Raw genomic sequence first — 18,427 nt, 5'->3', positions numbered from 1 at the left:
ATTTGCCACTACACAAGGAAAATAAATGACTAGTGCGTGGCCATATCCGGGAGCTAAGTGGTACAAGTTCGATTTCCATACGCATACTCCTAAATCAACAGACTCAATGTGGGCGAAGTACGATCATAATTTATCTCCCCAAGATTGGCTTTTAAAGTACATGGCTGAGGGGATTGATTGCGTTGCAGTAACAGATCATAACGGGGCTGGTTGGGTGGATGCCCTGCAAAGCACATACGAAGAAATGAAAGTTAATCTGCCTGAAGGGTTCAGAGATATAACTGTGTTCCCTGGGGTCGAACTTACAACCGAGGATGAGTTTCATTTAATAGTTGTATTCGCGCCAGGTACTAGTCAAAAGAAAATCGAACAGTTCATTACCTCCGCTGGTTACAGAGGAGATTGTGGTGACCACAGCGGCTCAGGTTCTATGAGTTTACTCCGAGTTCTTAACGAAGTTATAACCCTGCCTGAATTTGACTGCATTCCTATAGCGGCACACGCAGATCGAGATAACGGTCTTCTACAAACCAAGAATGAATCACAGTCACCCGTAGCTAACGATAGGTATCTTCGTAAAATATTCGAAACAGGATTACTTAGCGCCATTGAAGTTGTCGATACTGAAGTTGATAAGCCGCAGAGCTATATTCAAAGCAGACTTAACTTATCAGAAGTTGTTGGATCTGATAGTCATGGTTTTCGTGGAAATGATAAACCAGGTAGTCGATACACTTGGGTCAAAATGGAAACCCCTACGCTCGCATCTTTAAAACTTGCTTTGATAGATGGTCAAGAGTTCTCTATTAAGCGGTTTGATGACCTAATTCAATTCAATCCACATGAAACACCTGATAACTTCATTGAGTCGATACAAGTTAAAGATGCTCGATATATGGGGCAAGGGAGACTTGCTTCGTCGCTCTCATTTAGCCCTTATTCAAATGCGATTGTAGGAGGAAGAGGTACTGGTAAGTCTACTATTACGCACTCTCTACGAGCTGTATCAGGGAAACAGTCTGAGCTAGATGAAGATACTACGCCATACCAGACATATTCCAAATTCATGCAAGTACCAAAATCAAAGGACGATTTTGGAGCTCTTAAGGAAGGTACTAAAGTAGAGCTAATTTATATGCGGTTGGGTAAGCGTTATCGTCTAATTTGGTCGCAAGTCACTAACGAAACAACAGTTTTTGAGGAAGACGGGGGTGATTGGAAAACAAGTCAAGACCAGGAAATTACCAAAGACCGATTCCCTATTGACCTTTATAGCCAGGGACAAATAGCAACTCTAGTTGGTGAAAATAAGCAGCCGTTACTTGAGTTAATAGATCGTTCGGCAAATATTGACCATGAGGAACTTCAAACGGCCCAATTGAAGTTCTGCGCAAAGAGAGCTGAGGCTAGGAGTTTGAAACAAGTTGCTGATCAGATACCAGCACTCAAGAGGCAACTACAAGACATAAGAGCAAAAATTCAAAAGCTCTCACAGAGTAACCATCAGAAAATTCTTACTGAATACAACAAGTTTCAGAAACAGAAACAACTATTTGAGACCAAGAAATCTGAAACATGGGACTTGATAAATAGATTAAGCGGATTTTTCTTGCACGAGGAAATAGTCTCCACTATTGCGACACCTTCAGACTTTGACGCAGACATTCAAGCTTTTACTAACTCTCTAGATACTGCTGTTGGTAAAACAAAAAATGCCATAAAAGATTCTATTGAAGGACTACAGACAAGTGTTAATGACATAGAGGCCGTTTTAATAAGTAGTAATTGGAAGGCAAAGTTTGACCAAGCCGTAAAACAATATACTGATTTACAACTTCAACTACAGAACGAAGGGATCAATAACCTAAAAGAGTATGGCCAACTTGTTCAATCTGAGAAGGAGTTAGCTGATAAGTTAGTTAGGGCAATGAATGCACAACAGCAGCTTCAAGAAAAAGTTAAACTGGCTAACGAGGATCTTAAAGAGATAAGGCAGCAAAGACTTAAGCAAACAGAGCGTAGAAAACTATTTCTTCAAGAAGTGCTTTCTGATAATCACTATGTAAAGATCTCTGTAAGACCATATGGTTGCAGCGCTATGGTCATGGAACATGCATTTCGAGATTTGCTTTCAGCTAAAACTGAGTTCGCATCGGATATTTATATAAAGGGCGAAAACGGTAAACAAGGTGTTGTTTCGTCTTTTTTGAATGCGGCTAAGCTTCCGAATCAAGAGGATCGTGATAGAGCCATTTTTGATATACAAAGCTTGCTTTACAAAGTATCTACTGGAGCAGATAAGCAGACATTCTCGGCCAGATTCAGGAACAAACTGGTGAATATGAATACTCAGCATCAAGACTTTGCTGACTCTCTCTTGTACTGGTTCCCAGAGGATGGTTTGGACGTTGAGTATAGCCGCACAGGGGACGGGAAAAACTTCACTCCAATAACCCAAGGCTCAGCTGGTCAAAGAGCTGCTGCAATGCTGGCTTTCTTATTGGCGCATAGCGAGAAGCCACTTTTTATCGATCAACCAGAAGACGATTTGGATAACTCTTTAATATATGACTTGATAGTGTCTCAAATTAAGGCAACTAAGAGCAAGCGTCAGATAATCATGGTCACACACAACCCCAACATCGTGGTAAACGGTGATGCTGAGATGGTACATGCACTTGACTTTAATAATCAGTGCTTTATTAAAAATAAAGGCTCGATACAGGACAGTGAAATGCGTGAAACTATCTGTAGGATTATGGAAGGTGGAACCACGGCCTTTAACAATAGATATAAGCGTTTAATATAGCGGCTGACAGAAGCGAGAAGTTGGCCACTCGATTAGAGGTTTTGCCATACTTTTGATAATCCGTGAAAAGCTAATTTAGCAAAATCACTGACAAACTTTTGTCCAAAACGTTTTTAAAATTGATCAATATTTATTGTATTCATCGTGAGTTGTTCACTCGCAACGTGCTTGAGAAGTAATCAAACTTTATGTAACAATCGTCAGTTATTTACATCGAGTACACTGTGCTAAGTTAAAAATGCACATTAGAATTTTTTTGCTTTCATTCTCTCACTTAGGCGTAATGTGCCTTTTTTAAGGGGTATAAACAATATTGGCTTAAACTTTAATATGGTTCAAGTTTATGTGTTTTTAGCGATTATGGCGCAAATCACGGGTAAGAAAGCGGGAGTTGCGTATCATAAAATTGTTAATGGTCATATTTATGAAGATCAACTGACGCCAATGCGTGATATTCAACTAAAGCGAGAACCGTTTAATGCACCGAAATTTCATATTAACCCTAAGATAAAAACATTAGAAGATTTGGAAACATGGGTCACATTGGATGATTTTGAAGTGACCGATTATCAATGCCACGATCCGATTCAATATCCTTTTTCAGTGTAAATAGCCTTTAAGAGTATCTAGCCTCAATTACTTTTGTGTAATTGAGGCTTTTTTATTTCTCGGAAAAACCATATTATAACTGGCTAATATTCGGATTTTTCGAGGTTAATTATGTCGCATTTAAATTACAACCATTTGTATTATTTTTGGATGGTATGTAAACAAGGATCCGTAGCTAAAGCCGCAGAAGCATTATTTCTTACTCCTCAAACAGTGACTGGGCAAATTAAAGCCTTTGAAGAGCGAATGAACGGCAAGCTGATGAAGCGCAGTGGTCGTAGTGTTGAGCCGACAGAGCTTGGCCAACTGGTGTTTAAATACGCCGATAAAATGTTTGGCCTTAGCTATGAAATGCTTGATATTGTTAATTACTCACAACAAGATAATGTGCTATTTGATGTTGGGGTTGCAGATGCGCTCTCTAAGCGATTAGTGAGTAAGATTTTGCTCAATACCGTGCCAGAAGATAACAGTATTCACCTACGCTGTTTTGAATCAACGCATGAACTATTACTTGAGCAATTATCCCAGCATAAATTGGATATGATATTGTCTGATTGTCCCGTTGACTCAAGTCAAAGTCCTGGCCTTTATAGTAAAAAGCTTGGTGAGTGCAAAATGAGTTTTTATTCTTCCTTACCGATCACTGATAGCGACTTTCCTTCTATCTTGACGGAAAGAAAGTTATTGATTCCAGGGAGAAGGACATCAATGGGACGAAATGTGATGCATTGGTTTGAAAGATTGGGAATTACGCCTAATATTTTAGGTGAATTTGATGATTCTGCTTTAATGAAAGCATTTGCTCGTTATCATACCGATGCTATTTTTTTAGCACCGAATTTATACCTTTCTGAAGTGAAAGATGAAATTCCTCTTCATTTGATTGCCGAAGTCGAAGATCTAAAAGAAGAGTATTACGTTATTTTTGCAGAAAGAATGATCCAACACCCATCTGTAAAAAATGTGTGTGATGCTGATTTTAGTGGGTTATTTCGAGAACAATAGACGTTAACTATTGAGAATCGTATTTACTATATAACGAATAATAAGATAGCCAATAATGAGAGGCAGTAAGATGGATTTGAGAAAAATAGAAAATAATCTTTCTCAAGCCGTGGTTCTTCTGAAAGCCATGGCAAATGAAAATAGACTACAGCTATTGTGTATTTTACATGGAAAAGAGTTATCAGTCGGGCAGTTATGTGAAAAGTTGCCTTTGAGTCAGTCGGCTTTATCCCAGCATTTAGCATGGTTACGACGAGATGGCTTAGTCAGTACACGTAAAGAATCTCAAACAGTGTATTACTCATTACAGAATAAAGAAGTGAAAGCAATGATTAAGCAATTGCATAAATTATACAGTTAAACATAAGTTATTGATTATTAATGCGTTGCATTCATCAAGAAAATAATGATGTATTTAACCAGAGCTCAAATTTTAGATATAAAAAAACCGACCAATGGTCGGTTTTTTAGCAATTTAAGCAACTTTAAAAATTAAAGTGCTTTGATCGCTGCAGCAAAACGAGACTTGTGACGAGCAGCTTTATTCTTATGAATAAGGCCTTTAGTCGCCATGCGGTCTAGTAATGGTGTAACTTCAACTAGTGCAGCAGTTGCAGCTTCTTTATCGCCAGCAGTAATAGCAGCGATAGTTTTTTTCATGTAAGTGCGCATCATAGAACGACGACTAGCATTGTGCTGGCGACGTTTCTCAGCTTGGATAGCGCGCTTCTTAGCAGATTTACTGTTTGCCAAGGGTCTAACTCCCAAAAAACTTTAGTTCGGTGACAATTTAAGGGCGAGGACTATGCCTTTTTCCAAAAAAAATGTCAACAGATTTGTGCGAAAACCAATCTTTACCAAACAAATTTTGGTGAAGTATGGCTATCGCGGTTAAGATGGCGTGGATTCTATCAGCATTTGAATACCAATGCTATTAATTATCTCATTACAAAGTCACTCAAGTGTTTAAGTTTTGTTGATTACTGAAACTTTTTCTTTGAGTGCTTAGTTTCGTATTATGAATTCTTTATATTTGAGGCACTTGTGAGTAGAAAACTGCTTAGATCGGGGCTTGTTGTTAGCTCCATGACGTTTGTTTCTAGGGTGTTAGGCCTTGTTCGGGATGTCGTCGTTGCAAATTTGATGGGGGCTGGCGCGGCGGCTGACGTGTTCTTTTTTGCTAATCGAATTCCCAATTTTTTACGACGATTGTTTGCCGAAGGTGCATTTTCACAAGCGTTTGTGCCGGTACTCACCGAGTATCATGCCTCTGGGGATATAGATAAAACTCGGGATCTTATTGCGAAAGCATCTGGGACTCTCGGCGTTTTAGTCACTATTGTTACCTTATTTGGTATTTTGGGGTCGGGTCTCGTCACTGCTATTTTTGGTGCCGGCTGGTTTATGGATTGGGTGAATGATGGCCCTGATACCCATAAGTTTGTTCTTGCTAGTTTCTTATTAAAAATCACTTTTCCTTATCTTTGGTTTATTACTTTTGTTGCTTTATCGGGCGCCATTTTAAATACCATCGGTAAATTTGCGGTTTCTTCATTCACCCCCGTTTTTTTGAATGTAATGATGATTCTTGCTGCACTTTATATTGCGCCAAACATGGAGCAACCGGAAGTTGGTTTGGCGATTGGTGTTTTATTGGGGGGATTGGTTCAATTCTTATTTCAAATCCCATTTTTATTCAAACAAGGTATGTTAGTTAAGCCTAAATGGGGATGGAATGATCCTGGTGTAAAAAAAATCCGCACTTTAATGATTCCCGCTTTATTTGGCGTATCCGTCAGTCAAATTAATCTGCTGTTTGATACTGCTGTAGCCAGCTTTTTAATGACCGGTTCAATCAGTTGGCTTTATTATTCTGATCGTTTGTTGGAATTTCCACTGGGGTTGTTCGGAATCGCTATTGCCACGGTTATATTACCCGCTCTATCTCGTAAACATGTGGACTCAGAAAGCCAAGGATTTTCAAGTACTATGGATTGGGGGGTGCGTATGGTTATTTTGCTTGGCGTGCCTGCTATGTGTGGTTTGATCGTATTAGCTAAACCCATGTTGATGGTGTTATTCATGCGTGGTGAATTTGCCCCAAGTGATGTACAAAATGCTTCGTTAGCCTTGTGGGCTTATTCTGCAGGTTTATTGAATTTTATGTTGATTAAGGTTTTGGCTCCGGGCTATTACTCTAGGCAAGATACTAAGACGCCAGTTCGTTACGGCATTATTGCGATGGTCACTAATATGGTCTTTAATGCTATTTTTGCATATTTCTACGGTTATGTAGGATTGGCGATGGCAACTTCATTATCTGCATTAGTCAACATGGGGCTTTTATATAGAGGCTTACATATTGCGAATGTTTATCGACTATCTAAAGAAACGATTGTTTTTACGATTAAAATCGTTATTGCGGGTGGGTTAATGGTTTCTGTTATTGACTGGCAAATGGCCGATTTTGATGTGTGGCTTCAATGGACAGCATCATACCGAGCGATGTGGTTAGTCGGCTTGATTGGCTTAGGTGCACTAGTGTATTTGATTTCGGCTTTGGTATTAGGTATTCGTCTTAAGCATTTAAAAGCCAATTAATCGGATAAAACTGACTTGGATTGTATGCGCTATGCTCGCATCTTAAAGGCATTGCGTATATAATTCGCCGGTTTAAAGTTGAACAAAAAATTTGGTAAATAAGAACCATATGGAATTAATCCGAGGCATTCACAACATTAAGTCACACCATCAGGGGTGTGTACTAAGCATTGGTAATTTTGATGGTGTTCATTTAGGACATCAACAAGTATTGAAAAAGCTTTGTGAGCAAGCGAAATCTCTGTCGCTTCCTGCCGTCGTGATGACGTTTGAACCTCAACCTATGGAATTTTTTGCTAAGCAAGCAGCGCCGGCTAGGTTAACGCGCTTACGTGATAAATTTGTTCAACTAGCAAAATGTAAAATAGAGCGCTTAGTTTGTGTTAACTTTAACCAAGATTTTGCTAATTTAAGCCCCAAAGACTTTATCCGAGATCTCTTGGTTAAACGTTTAGGCGTTAAGTATTTAGTGGTTGGTGATGATTTTTGTTTTGGCAAAGATCGCAAAGGCTCCTTCTCTGATCTTCTTGAAGCCGGAAAAGAGTATGGTTTTGAAGTCGTGAGCACTCAGAGTTTTTGTGTTGTTTCCAATTCGTTGGCGAATGAGTTACCAGTACGAGTGAGTAGTACTGAGATTCGACAAGCGTTAGCGCAAGATGACTTACCTCAAGCTGCGAAAATGCTGGGGCGAGATTACAGCATTAATGGCCGAGTTTCACACGGGAGAAAGTTGGGGCGGACGATTGGTTTTCCAACCGCAAATATTCCGTTAAAACGTAATGTTTCTCCTGTTTCTGGTGTTTATGTCGTCAAGGTGATTGGCGCGGATAAGCAATCTATTATCGGTGGTGTTGCTAATATTGGTAATCGCCCAACGATAAATGGTATTCGTCAACAACTTGAAGTTCATTTATTTGACTTCAAACAAAATTTATATGGTAAGCAATTGGAAGTAGTGTTGTTGCATAAACTGCGCGACGAACAAAGATTTGAATCGTTTGACTTACTTAAGCAACAAATAGAATTAGATGCTCAAGCTGCAAGGGTGTGGCTGCTTGAGCATCATATGTTTTCAGAGCCGGTTTGCTAACATAACCGCTCTACGAAAATTTTCATTTAATATCGCCCAATGTAACGGAATTAAGAATCGATGACTGATTATAAAGATACTCTGAATCTACCTGAAACAGGGTTTCCAATGCGCGGAAATCTGGCTAATCGTGAGCCAGAAATGCTTAAGCATTGGTACAAAGAAGATCTTTACGGCGCAATTCGTGCCGCAAAGAAAGGTAAGAAATCCTTCGTATTACACGATGGCCCTCCTTATGCCAACGGTGATATTCATATTGGTCATGCTCTAAACAAGATTCTTAAAGATATTATTATTAAGTCAAAGACGCTTTCTGGCTTTGATGCGCCATACGTTCCTGGTTGGGATTGTCATGGTCTTCCAATCGAACTAATGGTTGAGAAGAAAAAAGGCAAGCCGGGTCAAAAAATCTCTGCGGCTGAATTCCGCGAAGAGTGTCGTAAATACGCGGCAGGCCAAGTAGAAGGTCAGAAAGAAAGCTTCAAGCGTTTAGGGATCATGGGCGAGTGGGACAAACCATACCGCACTATGGACTTTGGCACCGAAGCAAACATTATCCGTGCTCTAGGCAAAATTGCAGACCAAGGCCATTTGTTGAAAGGCTTTAAACCGGTTCACTGGTGTACTGATTGTGGTTCAGCATTAGCAGAAGCGGAAGTGGAATACAAAGACAAAGTATCGCCTTCTATCTATGTTCGCTTTAAAGCAACAGATGAAGCTGCTGTTCTTAGCAAATTTGATTGCAAAGAAGGCCATCAGGGCCAAGGTGATGTGTCGATTGTTATCTGGACAACCACGCCTTGGACTATGCCTGCTAACCGCGCAGTATGTTTGCGTGATGATCTTGAATATGTATTGATTCAAGTTGAAGCGAATGGTGATCAACCAGCAGAACGTATTATTGTGGCATCAGAGCTTGCTTCTTCTGTTATGGCTGCGGTGAATATTGAGCATTTCCATAACTTAGGCTTTGCGAAAGGTTCGGATTTAGAGCTGAGTCGTTTTAATCACCCGTTTTATGATTTTGATGTGCCTGCTATTTTAGGTGATCACGTTACGACTGAATCTGGTACAGGTATTGTTCACACAGCACCAGGTCACGGACAAGAAGACTTTGTGGTCGGTAAACACTACGATCTAGAAGTGGCCAATCCTGTCGGTTCAAACGGAGTTTATTTACCTGATACAGAACTATTTGCCGGACAACACGTCTTTAAAGCCAATGATTCTGTACTGGAAGTGTTAAAAGAGCATGGTGCATTGTTGCATCATCATGCTTACGAGCACAGCTACCCACACTGTTGGCGCCACAAGACACCGATTATCTTCCGTGCGACACCACAGTGGTTTGTATCGATGGATCAAGCGGGTCTACGTACAAAAGCATTAGGGGCTATTAAAGATGTTGAGTGGATGCCTGAGTGGGGTCAAAGCCGTATTGAAGGTATGATTGAAGGTCGTCCTGAATGGTGTATCTCTCGTCAGCGTACTTGGGGCGTGCCAATCGCTTTATTCGTACATAAAGAAACCGCTGAATTACATCCTAATTCTCCTGAACTTATTGAGAAAGTTGCTAAGCTAGTAGAAGAGAAAGGCATACAAGCTTGGTGGGATCTTGATGCCGCTGAATTGATGAGTGAAGAAGATGCCGATAACTACGAGAAAGTACTTGATACGTTAGATGTATGGTTTGATTCAGGTGTGACCCACTACGCTGTTGTAGATAACCGTGATGAGTTCAATGGTCATAGCGCGGATCTTTACCTAGAAGGTTCAGATCAACACCGTGGCTGGTTCCAATCTTCATTGATCACGTCGATCGCAATGAAAGATGAAGCACCGTACAAGCAAGTGTTAACACACGGTTTCGTAGTAGATGGTAACGGCCGTAAGATGTCGAAATCTATCGGTAACGTGGTTGCGCCAAAAGATGTGACTAACAAGCTGGGTGCTGACATTTTACGTCTATGGGTTGCTTCAACTGACTACACTGGTGAAGTAGCGGTTTCTGATGAAATCCTAAAACGTAGTGCTGATGCGTATCGTCGTATTCGTAACACTGCACGTTTCTTTCTAGCTAACCTAAACGGTTTCAACCCTGCAACCGATATGGTCGCGCCAGAAGATATGGTGGCACTGGATCGTTGGGCGGTAGCTCGTGCACAAGCGGCACAAACTGAGATCGTCAAAGCGTATGAAGAATACAATACTCACGGCGTAACACAGCGTTTAATGCAGTTCTGTTCAATTGAAATGGGCTCATTCTACTTAGATGTGATTAAAGACCGTCAGTACACCGCGAAACAAGGTGGCCACGCACAACGTAGCTGTCAAACTGCACTTTACTACATCGTAGAAGCGCTGGTTCGTTGGATGGCGCCTATCATGTCATTCACTGCCGATGAAATCTGGAACGAAATGCCAGCCAAACTTCCAAACGGTGAGGCTCGTGACACATTTGTATTTACCGGTGAATGGTTCGATGATTTGTTTAGTCTTGCAGAAAGCGAAGAGCTAAATAATGAATTCTGGACACAAATCCAAACGGTTCGTGCTTCAGTGAATAAATTGCTAGAAGCGGCTCGTAACGACAAAACTATTGGTGGTTCACTGCAAGCGGAAGTCACTCTGTACGCAGATGACGCATTAGCTGCAACCATCAATAAGCTTGAAGATGAATTACGTTTCGTTCTATTAACGTCTAAAGCGCAAGTTAAGCCGTTAAGTGAGAAAACAGACTCTGCCAAAGAAACCGAAGTTGAAGGTTTATTTGTAGAAGTGGCGGCTTCAGAAGCTGAGAAGTGTGATCGTTGTTGGCACCATGTGGCCGATGTTGGCACGATTGCAGGTCATGAAACCGTATGTGGCCGTTGTGTGACTAATATTGACGGCGACGGCGAAGTCCGCAAGTTCGCATAAGGATGAGTTCTCTTAATATGAGTGACCTCATTAAACAAACAGGACTGCGCTGGTTATGGCTAGCGGCCCTTGTATTTTGCTTAGATATTGGCATTAAGTTATTGGTTATGAATACGATGGGATACGGTTGGGCAAACCGTATTGAAGTTTTCCCATTTTTTAACTTACTCTATGTGAATAATTATGGCGCAGCATTTAGCTTTTTGAGTGATCAAGAAGGATGGCAACGCTGGTTCTTTACTGGTATTGCTTTTGCTGTAAGTGTGATGCTGATGGTGTGGATGCGTAAACTGCCAGCGAAAGAAAGCTGGAATAATGTTGCCTATGCCTTAGTGGTTGGTGGAGCTTTAGGTAATGTATTTGATCGCCTAGTACATGGGTTTGTTGTTGATTATCTTGATTTCTTTTGGGGTAATTATCATTGGCCAGCATTTAATTTGGCTGACTCTGCTATTTGTATTGGTGCCGTTATGATCGTGCTTGATGGTTTTCGCTCTAAAAAAGAACAACCAGAGGCTTAATACGTTACTCAAGCCTCAGTTTAAAAGCGCTATTGGTTTTTCCAATGGCGCTTTTTTATATAATATTGTCAACCTTAAAAACGATAAAAATAAGGAAGTTTTGTGCCAATAATTACTAGTACTAGTGTTGTGACTTTACATTTCACGATTAAACTAAAAGATGGCTCAGTGGCAGATAGTACTCATAATATGGGGAAACCCGCTAAGTTCGTGATGGGCGATGGCAGTTTAAGCCCAAACTTTGAGCAATGTTTACTTGGCTTAACTATTGATGATATTCAATCGGTTGAACTTCAAGCCAAAGATGCGTTTGGTTTACCCAATCCAGATAGCATTCATTATATGGATCGTAGCCGTTTTAGCGGGCAAGAATTGGAAGTGGGTACCATCATGGCCTTTAATGGTCCTGACGGTATGGAAATCCCTGGTATCATTTCAGAAGTGTCAGGCGAGTCTGTAACCGTTGATTTCAATCATCCATTATCTGGACAAGATGTTATCTTTGATGTCGAGATTTTAAACGTTGAATAACATCTATCGGTTGTCAGAGTAAAGGTTATAGGTAGAATAGCGTCATTAACGGACGCTTTTGCGATACAAAGAGATGACTGAAAACATGAAAATTTTATTAGCCAACCCTCGCGGCTTTTGTGCTGGCGTTGATCGTGCCATTAGCATTGTTGAACGTGCACTCGAAATTTATCAGCCACCGATTTATGTGCGTCATGAAGTTGTGCATAATCGCTTTGTGGTTGAAGGTTTAAAGCAGCGTGGTGCAGTGTTTGTTGAAGAGCTTTCTGAAGTGCCAGATGACAATATTGTTATTTTCTCAGCTCATGGTGTTTCTCAAGCAGTACGCCAAGAGGCGAAAGATCGTCAGTTAACGGTGTTTGATGCGACTTGTCCATTGGTCACCAAGGTTCATATGGAAGTGGCACGTGCTAGCCGTAAAAATATGGAGGTGGTGCTGATTGGTCATGCAGGGCATCCTGAAGTTGAAGGCACGATGGGCCAATACGCGAGTCATACCGGGGGAATGTATCTAGTTGAACGCCCAGAAGATGTCGCTCATTTAGTGGTGAAAGACCCTTCTAACTTGCATTATGTTAGCCAAACGACTTTGTCTGTTGATGAAACCTCCGATGTGATTGACCAACTGCGTAAGACCTTCCCTGAAATCCAAGGGCCTCGTAAAGATGATATTTGTTACGCGACTCAAAATCGCCAAGATGCGGTACGGATTTTAGCCAGCAGTGTCGATGTGATGGTCGTCGTCGGCTCAAAGAATTCATCTAACTCAACACGTTTAAAAGAATTGTCTGAAAAATTGGGCACTCCCGGTTATTTAACAGATTGCGCCGAGGATATTAATCCGGAGTGGTTTGATGGGAAAGTAAAAGTCGGTGTGACCGCAGGGGCTTCTGCGCCAGAAGATCTGGTGAATCAAATCATTGATCGTATCCGTGAACTTGGTGCAACAGATGTTGAGGAGGTTCTCGGACGTGAAGAAAATATGTTCTTTGAAGTGCCTAAAGAGCTGCAAGTGAAAAATATAGATTAAAAAATATAGGTCAATAGCACCCTAGAAACTGAATGAATGGATTGTTGTTATTTGAGTGGTCAGTTGACTAAGTAAAGATAAAAAGAAAGGTCGATGGATTTATTGTCCACCGACCTTTTGCTTTTTAGGTTACCATCTGAACGACGAGTGGCTGAATCTCGTTTAAACCGTTTCGGGTTTGGTATTTAATTTATCTTCTTCTGCTTGGTCAAATTCAGGGTCACCTTTGCCTTTCGAGATTTTAATTACGTAGCCAGTAATCAATAAGCTCGCAATAATTCCGATGATGGTCGATATCTGCATATCCATACCAAAACCTAGACTGTGATTATTCAGTATGAACGTAATACATACGGCGGTCATGAATATTGCAGGAACCGTTGTGATCCAATGGAACTTATTAAAGCGAAGCAGATAAGCCGAAGCAGTCCACAGCATCATTACGGCTGTTGTTTGGTTAGCAAAACCAAAGTAACGCCAGATAATACCAAAATCTACTTGAGTTAAAATAGCGCCAAGGATAAATAGAGGCATTGCCATTAATAGACGGTTTTTCAGTGATTTTTGTTCCATATTAAAGTATTCAGCCAAAATTAAACGACTTGAACGGAACGCAGTATCACCAGATGTGATAGGAAGAATTACCACACCCAAGAATGCTAAGATACCACCAAAAACACCCAGTAATCCAAATGATGAACTGTAAACCACGTTACCTGGTCCACCATTTGCTACTGCTTCTTGTAAGGCATCCATTGAACCAAAGAACGATAGAGCAACAGCGCACCAGATTAATGCGATAACGCCTTCACCAATCATCGCGCCAAAGAAGACGAAGCGTCCATTCTTTTCATTTTCCAAGCAGCGAGCCATTAATGGTGATTGAGTGGCATGGAAACCAGAAATAGCACCACAGGCAATGGTAATAAATAGCGCTGGCCAAAGTGGTAGATCATTAGGGTTCATGTTGGTGAACATGTCGCTAAATTGGTAACCCGCTAAGATGGAGTGCTCACTAGAGAATACAATGGCAGCGATAAGACCGACTGACATGAAGATTAGTAAAGCGCCAAATAATGGGTAGAAACGACCAATGATTTTATCGACAGGTACAATGGTTGCGATAACGTAGTAAGCAAAAATGATGGCAACCATTAGTCCCATTGAAACCGTGGTATCCGTTTGCTCGTTCACAAGGTTTGTGATCATCCCTGCTGGCGCAGAAACAAAAACAACACCAACCAGTAATAGTAGCACCAAAGCGAAGATGTTCATAAAGTGCTTGGCATTTTTACCCAAATAACGGCCTGTTAGCGTTGGAACCGAAGCACCACCGTTACGGATAGAAAGCATCCCTGAGAAGTAATCATGTACCGCGCCGGCAAAAATACAGCCTAATACAATCCATAGCATCGCTGCAGGGCCATAAAGAGCTCCCATGATAGGGCCAAAAATGGGACCAACTCCTGCAATATTTAATAACTGAACTAAATAGACTTTCTTGTTCGACATTGGCACATAGTCGACCCCATCTTGCTTTGAGTAAGCAGGAGTAGTTCTATTCTCTTTAATGCCAAATACTTTCTCAACGAAAGTTCCGTAAATAAAGTAGCCAGCGATTAATGCAGCCACACAAAAAAGGAACATCATCATAATTATTGCCCTGTTCAAAATGGTTTGAAAATTCAGCTTATATAATAAGTCTGGCTCTAGTAACAAGCTTGTAACCTTTTGTTGAGTGGTAACATATCGAGTTAAGTGGTCATGGGTAGCAGTAAGTGGTTTTTTTACGAGGTAAATGATGGGTTTTTGATTTGCAATGAGTGTGACCTGTGTAATAGTTGTTGCAGTTTTGAGAAAAATTAATCATTAAGGAATGCTATGAATATTAAAAATATGGTCACAATCAAGAGTGTAAAAACGATCTTGGTTGTTTTTGCGTTAGCCGTTTTAGCTGCATGTGCAAATACCGCTGAAGATTTCGCGAAAGCAGGGGATTGGACATCGGTTGGTTATTCTGATGGCGTAAGAGGTAAACCACATCGTACCGCAGGAGATTTTAAAGAGTATGACGGTGTCAATGTTAACGACTATGCTGATGGTTATCTAAAAGGGGTGCAGGAATATTGTAATCCTAACCATGCTTATCAAATTGGCTTAAGTGGCAGCTATTATGAAGGTGTATGTGAAGGAACAGCCGATTCTCAAAAATTCAGAATGGAATGGCAGCGCGGTTGGAATGATAGCCAGTTGAACCAATAAATCCTGTTTTAGATTTCCCCATCATATTGATGAAAGTGTAATAGGTACGAATGAAATCATGCATGAAGAACAAATAGGATTAATGTTGGCGGCGGTTGGCTTAGTCGGATTAGGTTGCCAATGGCTAGCTTGGAGAATGAAGCTACCTGCCATTTTATTTTTATTAATCGCAGGCTTTATTATTGGCCCGATTACTCATGTTTTTCAGCCTAATGAAATGTTTGGAGAATTACTTTTTCCTTTGATTTCTTTAGCGGTAGCGGTGATCTTATTTGAAGGTAGTTTAACCTTAAATTTTAAAGAAATTAGAGAAGTAAACCGAACCGTTATTAATATTGTCACTATCGGGGCTCTCGTTACTTGGGCATTAACCAGTGTCTTTACGTTTTATATTCTTGAATTTAGTTGGCCATTGGCATTGCTGTTTGGCAGTTTGACGGTTGTGACAGGGCCTACGGTGGTTGTGCCTTTATTAAGGACGGTGAGGCCTAAATCTAAACTGGCGAACATATTGCGCTGGGAGGGGATTCTTATTGATCCCATTGGGGCCTTGTTCATTGTTATTGTTTACGAGTTCATTGTTTCTAGCAGTAAGATCCACAGCCTTGAAGTTTTTGGCTTGATATTATTAATTGGTATAGTTTTGGGGGCGGTGGCTGGTGCCTTTTTAGCACAGATATTACGCCGTAGGCTATTGCCCGAATACCTTCAACCTTTTGCGGTGCTCACTTTGGTATTGGGTGTTTTTTCTATTTCAAATGCGTTGGAATCAGAATCAGGGTTATTGGCCGTTACCGTTATGGGAATGTGGTTGGCTAACGCGAAAGACGTCAATATCAAAAATATTCTACACTTTAAAGAAAACTTAACTATTTTGCTGATTTCTGGTTTATTTTTAATGCTTTCGGCTCGAATGGAACTCAGTGATTTTGCAGCTTTAGGAGTCGGTTCTGTTGTTCTTTTTGCTGTGATTCAGTTGGTCTCTCGGCCAGTTGCGGTGTTTTTAGCTACCATTGACAGCAGTTTAAACATGAAAGAGAAATTCTTTATTGCTTGGGTGGCGCCACGCGGAATTGTTGCCGCTTCGATTTCGTCTTTATTTGCGATCAAGTTGGTGGATGCAGGGGTGGAAGAAGCAGCATTATTGGTGCCTTTAACTTTTATGGTGATCGTGGGCACTGTGGTATTACAAAGTATCACAGCTCGACCGTTAGCCAACTTTCTGAAAGTTTCTGAGCCTTCACCTCGTGGGTATCTCATTGTTGGTGCGAATGATGTTGGCCGCATGATTGCTTTGTCGCTTAAAAAATATGGTCACCGCATCGTGATTACTGATTCTAACTGGGAGTATATTCGCAAAGCTCGTATGCAAGGCATTGAAACGTATTACGGTAATCCTATTTCTAGTCATGCTGAAGAATATTTAGACTTAATCGGCATTGGTAATGTGATTGCAGTGACGCCGGATAAGCATTTCAATATTGTGGTGGCGAAGCACTTTATGAGTGACTTTGGAGAAAGGCGTGTGTTCTTCTTAAATGGTCGCAGTAAAGATAGTCAACATGAAAAACATCGCGTTGTTGAAGATAAGCACGGCAGAGCTTTATTTGGTGATGATGTCAGTTATAAAAAACTGGCAAGCTTGGTTAATCAAGGGGCAGAAGTGAAACACACTAAGCTCAGTGAAGAGTTTACTTGGGCTGATTATGTGATGAAATATGTTGATGGACACCGTTTGTCGCTATTTACCATTGATCCTAAAGGTTCTATTCATATTTTTTCAGCGGATAGTCAGCATCAAACGGATAAAGGTTGGACGGTGGTCAGCTTAATAAAAGAATAAATTTAGGTCTACGCTCTGGATCGGTTTGCATCTCGTTGCTTGCGATATATCGCTGAGCAACGGAAGATCGACCGATTTATCCTACTACGACACACGCCGTGTGCTTTTGTTTACCAAAACCAATGATTTGTGCCAAACTGGCTTTACTGACCGGAATGGAAGCGGATGATGAAATATCATTTTTTGCTTCGCTATGTGGATCATGAATAAAGAAAAATTGTTCGTTCATACCTGATAAAATAATCCAGTGCGGCTCTTTATAACCGTTGAACCGATAAGTACTGATCAACAGTAATACGCATTTACCTTCTTCTATCCAACGCTCGATTTCCCCGTTATTTGGTGGTGCCATTATGTGATGAATCCCAAGTTCATCGGCTTGTTGGCAAAAATCTTGATGTACGATTTCAATCACTTCTTTTTTATTCGTATCTCGAACACTATCAATGAAAGGGGTTGAATCTGATCTCGTCCATAACTCAACATTAAAGCCACGCTTCTTGGCCGCCAAGGCTAAACCGTGTCCACTACATCCACCGTGACCTGCCGCCATAAAAATGGTTGTGGCTTCACGCCATAGCTGTAATTCTTCTTTTCTGCTTGGCATGAAGATTTTATCAAGCGTTGAAAAGGCCATTAATAAACAAGCGGCACCGCAAGTAAAAGGCGTGGTTTGAATATACAGAGGCATTGGAAGCAAGGTTTTAGGCAAACTGGCTGTTAGGCGTTTCTGCATTCGGATGCCATCGGCTAAATCATCATAATAATGAATTAATGTTTTTAAAGGTTTATAGCCTAATTTTAGATATAAATTTTTGGCAGCTATATTGTCATTTCTGACTTCTAGGCGTAATGTTGTAGAGCCTTGTTCTAAAGCAGATTGTTCGCATATTTCAACCAGATGTTGCGCAATTTGTTGCCCACGAAATTTTGGGTTAACCGCAATAGAATACAGACGTGACAGTTGCGTTCCTTGATGAAAAAGGAGCAGAGCATAACCCGCTATTTGCTGCTGATTTTGAGCAATAAATACCATGCTATGTTGGGATTGTAGAAAGCGTTTCATCTGTCTTGGCGCAATGACGTCACTGCTGAATACTAAGCTCTCTAGTTCAATTAATGCAGGTAAATCTTGTCGGGTTGCTCTGCGAAATTCCATCTTATTGTCCCACCTAATGATGATTGTTGGGTAAGCCTAACGTTA

14 protein-coding genes and 1 pseudogene are annotated in these 18,427 nt (G+C 40.8%); 12 read left to right on the top strand and 3 right to left on the bottom strand.

All coding sequences use genetic code 11. The features are described from left to right. The first annotated feature begins 25 nt into the window (after positions 1-25). The 4 genes and pseudogenes from VCASEI_RS10475 (at position 26) to VCASEI_RS10460 (ending at position 4,787) form a co-directional block, all read left to right on the top strand. Positions 26-2,809: a TrlF family AAA-like ATPase gene (locus tag VCASEI_RS10475; protein ID WP_089110688.1), complete on the top strand. Its 2,784-nt coding sequence runs from the start codon at positions 26-28 to the stop codon at positions 2,807-2,809. A 312-nt stretch (positions 2,810-3,121) separates the two neighbouring features. Then, positions 3,122-3,418, top strand: a pseudogene (locus VCASEI_RS10470) (thymidylate synthase); the annotation flags it as partial. 111 nt (positions 3,419-3,529) lie between these two features. Next, entirely contained in the window at positions 3,530-4,426 is an 897-nt protein-coding gene (nhaR, locus tag VCASEI_RS10465) for a transcriptional activator NhaR (RefSeq protein ID WP_086961766.1), read from the top strand. Positions 4,427-4,496: 70 nt separating this feature from the next. Then, entirely contained in the window at positions 4,497-4,787 is a 291-nt protein-coding gene (locus VCASEI_RS10460) for an ArsR/SmtB family transcription factor (RefSeq protein ID WP_086961764.1), read from the top strand. Positions 4,788-4,918: 131 nt separating this feature from the next. On the opposite strand, the gene rpsT is transcribed toward VCASEI_RS10460, so the two are convergent. After that, the gene (rpsT, locus tag VCASEI_RS10455) at positions 4,919-5,179 is read right to left on the bottom strand and encodes a 30S ribosomal protein S20 (RefSeq protein ID WP_017056126.1); all 261 of its coding nucleotides are present in this window, start codon (positions 5,177-5,179) and stop codon (positions 4,919-4,921) included. 291 nt (positions 5,180-5,470) lie between these two features. Here rpsT and murJ point away from each other — a divergent pair, with 291 nt between their 5' ends. The 6 genes from murJ to ispH all read left to right on the top strand — a co-directional run bounded on the left by murJ (position 5,471) and on the right by ispH (position 13,118). Continuing rightward, positions 5,471-7,027, top strand: a complete 1,557-nt coding sequence (gene murJ / locus VCASEI_RS10450) for a murein biosynthesis integral membrane protein MurJ (protein ID WP_086961762.1) — start codon at positions 5,471-5,473, stop codon at positions 7,025-7,027. A gap of 109 nt (positions 7,028-7,136) precedes the next feature. After that, positions 7,137-8,117 (top strand): bifunctional riboflavin kinase/FAD synthetase, encoded by a 981-nt coding sequence (ribF, locus tag VCASEI_RS10445; RefSeq protein ID WP_086961760.1) that lies wholly within the window; start codon positions 7,137-7,139, stop codon positions 8,115-8,117. 60 nt (positions 8,118-8,177) lie between these two features. After that, positions 8,178-11,036, top strand: coding sequence for an isoleucine--tRNA ligase (gene ileS / locus VCASEI_RS10440; RefSeq protein ID WP_086961758.1), 2,859 nt, complete (start codon positions 8,178-8,180; stop codon positions 11,034-11,036). 2 nt (positions 11,037-11,038) lie between these two features. After that, positions 11,039-11,557, top strand: coding sequence for a signal peptidase II (gene lspA, locus VCASEI_RS10435; RefSeq protein ID WP_394347152.1), 519 nt, complete (start codon positions 11,039-11,041; stop codon positions 11,555-11,557). Positions 11,558-11,659: 102 nt separating this feature from the next. Next, the gene (fkpB, locus tag VCASEI_RS10430; RefSeq protein WP_086961756.1) at positions 11,660-12,088 is read left to right on the top strand and encodes an FKBP-type peptidyl-prolyl cis-trans isomerase; all 429 of its coding nucleotides are present in this window, start codon (positions 11,660-11,662) and stop codon (positions 12,086-12,088) included. A gap of 73 nt (positions 12,089-12,161) precedes the next feature. Further along, on the top strand, positions 12,162-13,118 hold the full coding sequence (gene ispH, locus VCASEI_RS10425; RefSeq protein ID WP_162621044.1) for a 4-hydroxy-3-methylbut-2-enyl diphosphate reductase: 957 nt from the start codon (positions 12,162-12,164) through the stop codon (positions 13,116-13,118). A 162-nt stretch (positions 13,119-13,280) separates the two neighbouring features. On the opposite strand, the gene VCASEI_RS10420 is transcribed toward ispH, so the two are convergent. Further along, complete coding sequence (locus VCASEI_RS10420; RefSeq protein WP_086962117.1) at positions 13,281-14,771, bottom strand: carbon starvation CstA family protein; 1,491 nt, start codon at positions 14,769-14,771, stop codon at positions 13,281-13,283. Between the two features lie 228 nt (positions 14,772-14,999). Between VCASEI_RS10420 and VCASEI_RS10415 the strand changes: the two genes are divergently transcribed. Next, complete coding sequence (locus tag VCASEI_RS10415; RefSeq protein WP_086961754.1) at positions 15,000-15,380, top strand: DUF2799 domain-containing protein; 381 nt, start codon at positions 15,000-15,002, stop codon at positions 15,378-15,380. A gap of 58 nt (positions 15,381-15,438) precedes the next feature. Next, positions 15,439-17,223: a cation:proton antiporter gene (locus VCASEI_RS10410; protein ID WP_086961753.1), complete on the top strand. Its 1,785-nt coding sequence runs from the start codon at positions 15,439-15,441 to the stop codon at positions 17,221-17,223. Between the two features lie 76 nt (positions 17,224-17,299). Here VCASEI_RS10410 and VCASEI_RS10405 read toward each other — a convergent pair whose 3' ends face one another. Continuing rightward, a complete protein-coding gene (locus tag VCASEI_RS10405; RefSeq protein WP_086961752.1) occupies positions 17,300-18,382 on the bottom strand; it encodes a GNAT family N-acetyltransferase/peptidase C39 family protein in 1,083 nt (360 codons plus the stop codon). Positions 18,383-18,427: the final 45 nt, after the last annotated feature.

It is taken from the genome of Vibrio casei (genome assembly GCF_002218025.2).
GTDB lineage: Bacteria > Pseudomonadota > Gammaproteobacteria > Enterobacterales > Vibrionaceae > Vibrio > Vibrio casei.
Note: the sequence above shows the minus strand (reverse complement) of the source record. Positions and strands in the feature narration are given on the sequence as shown.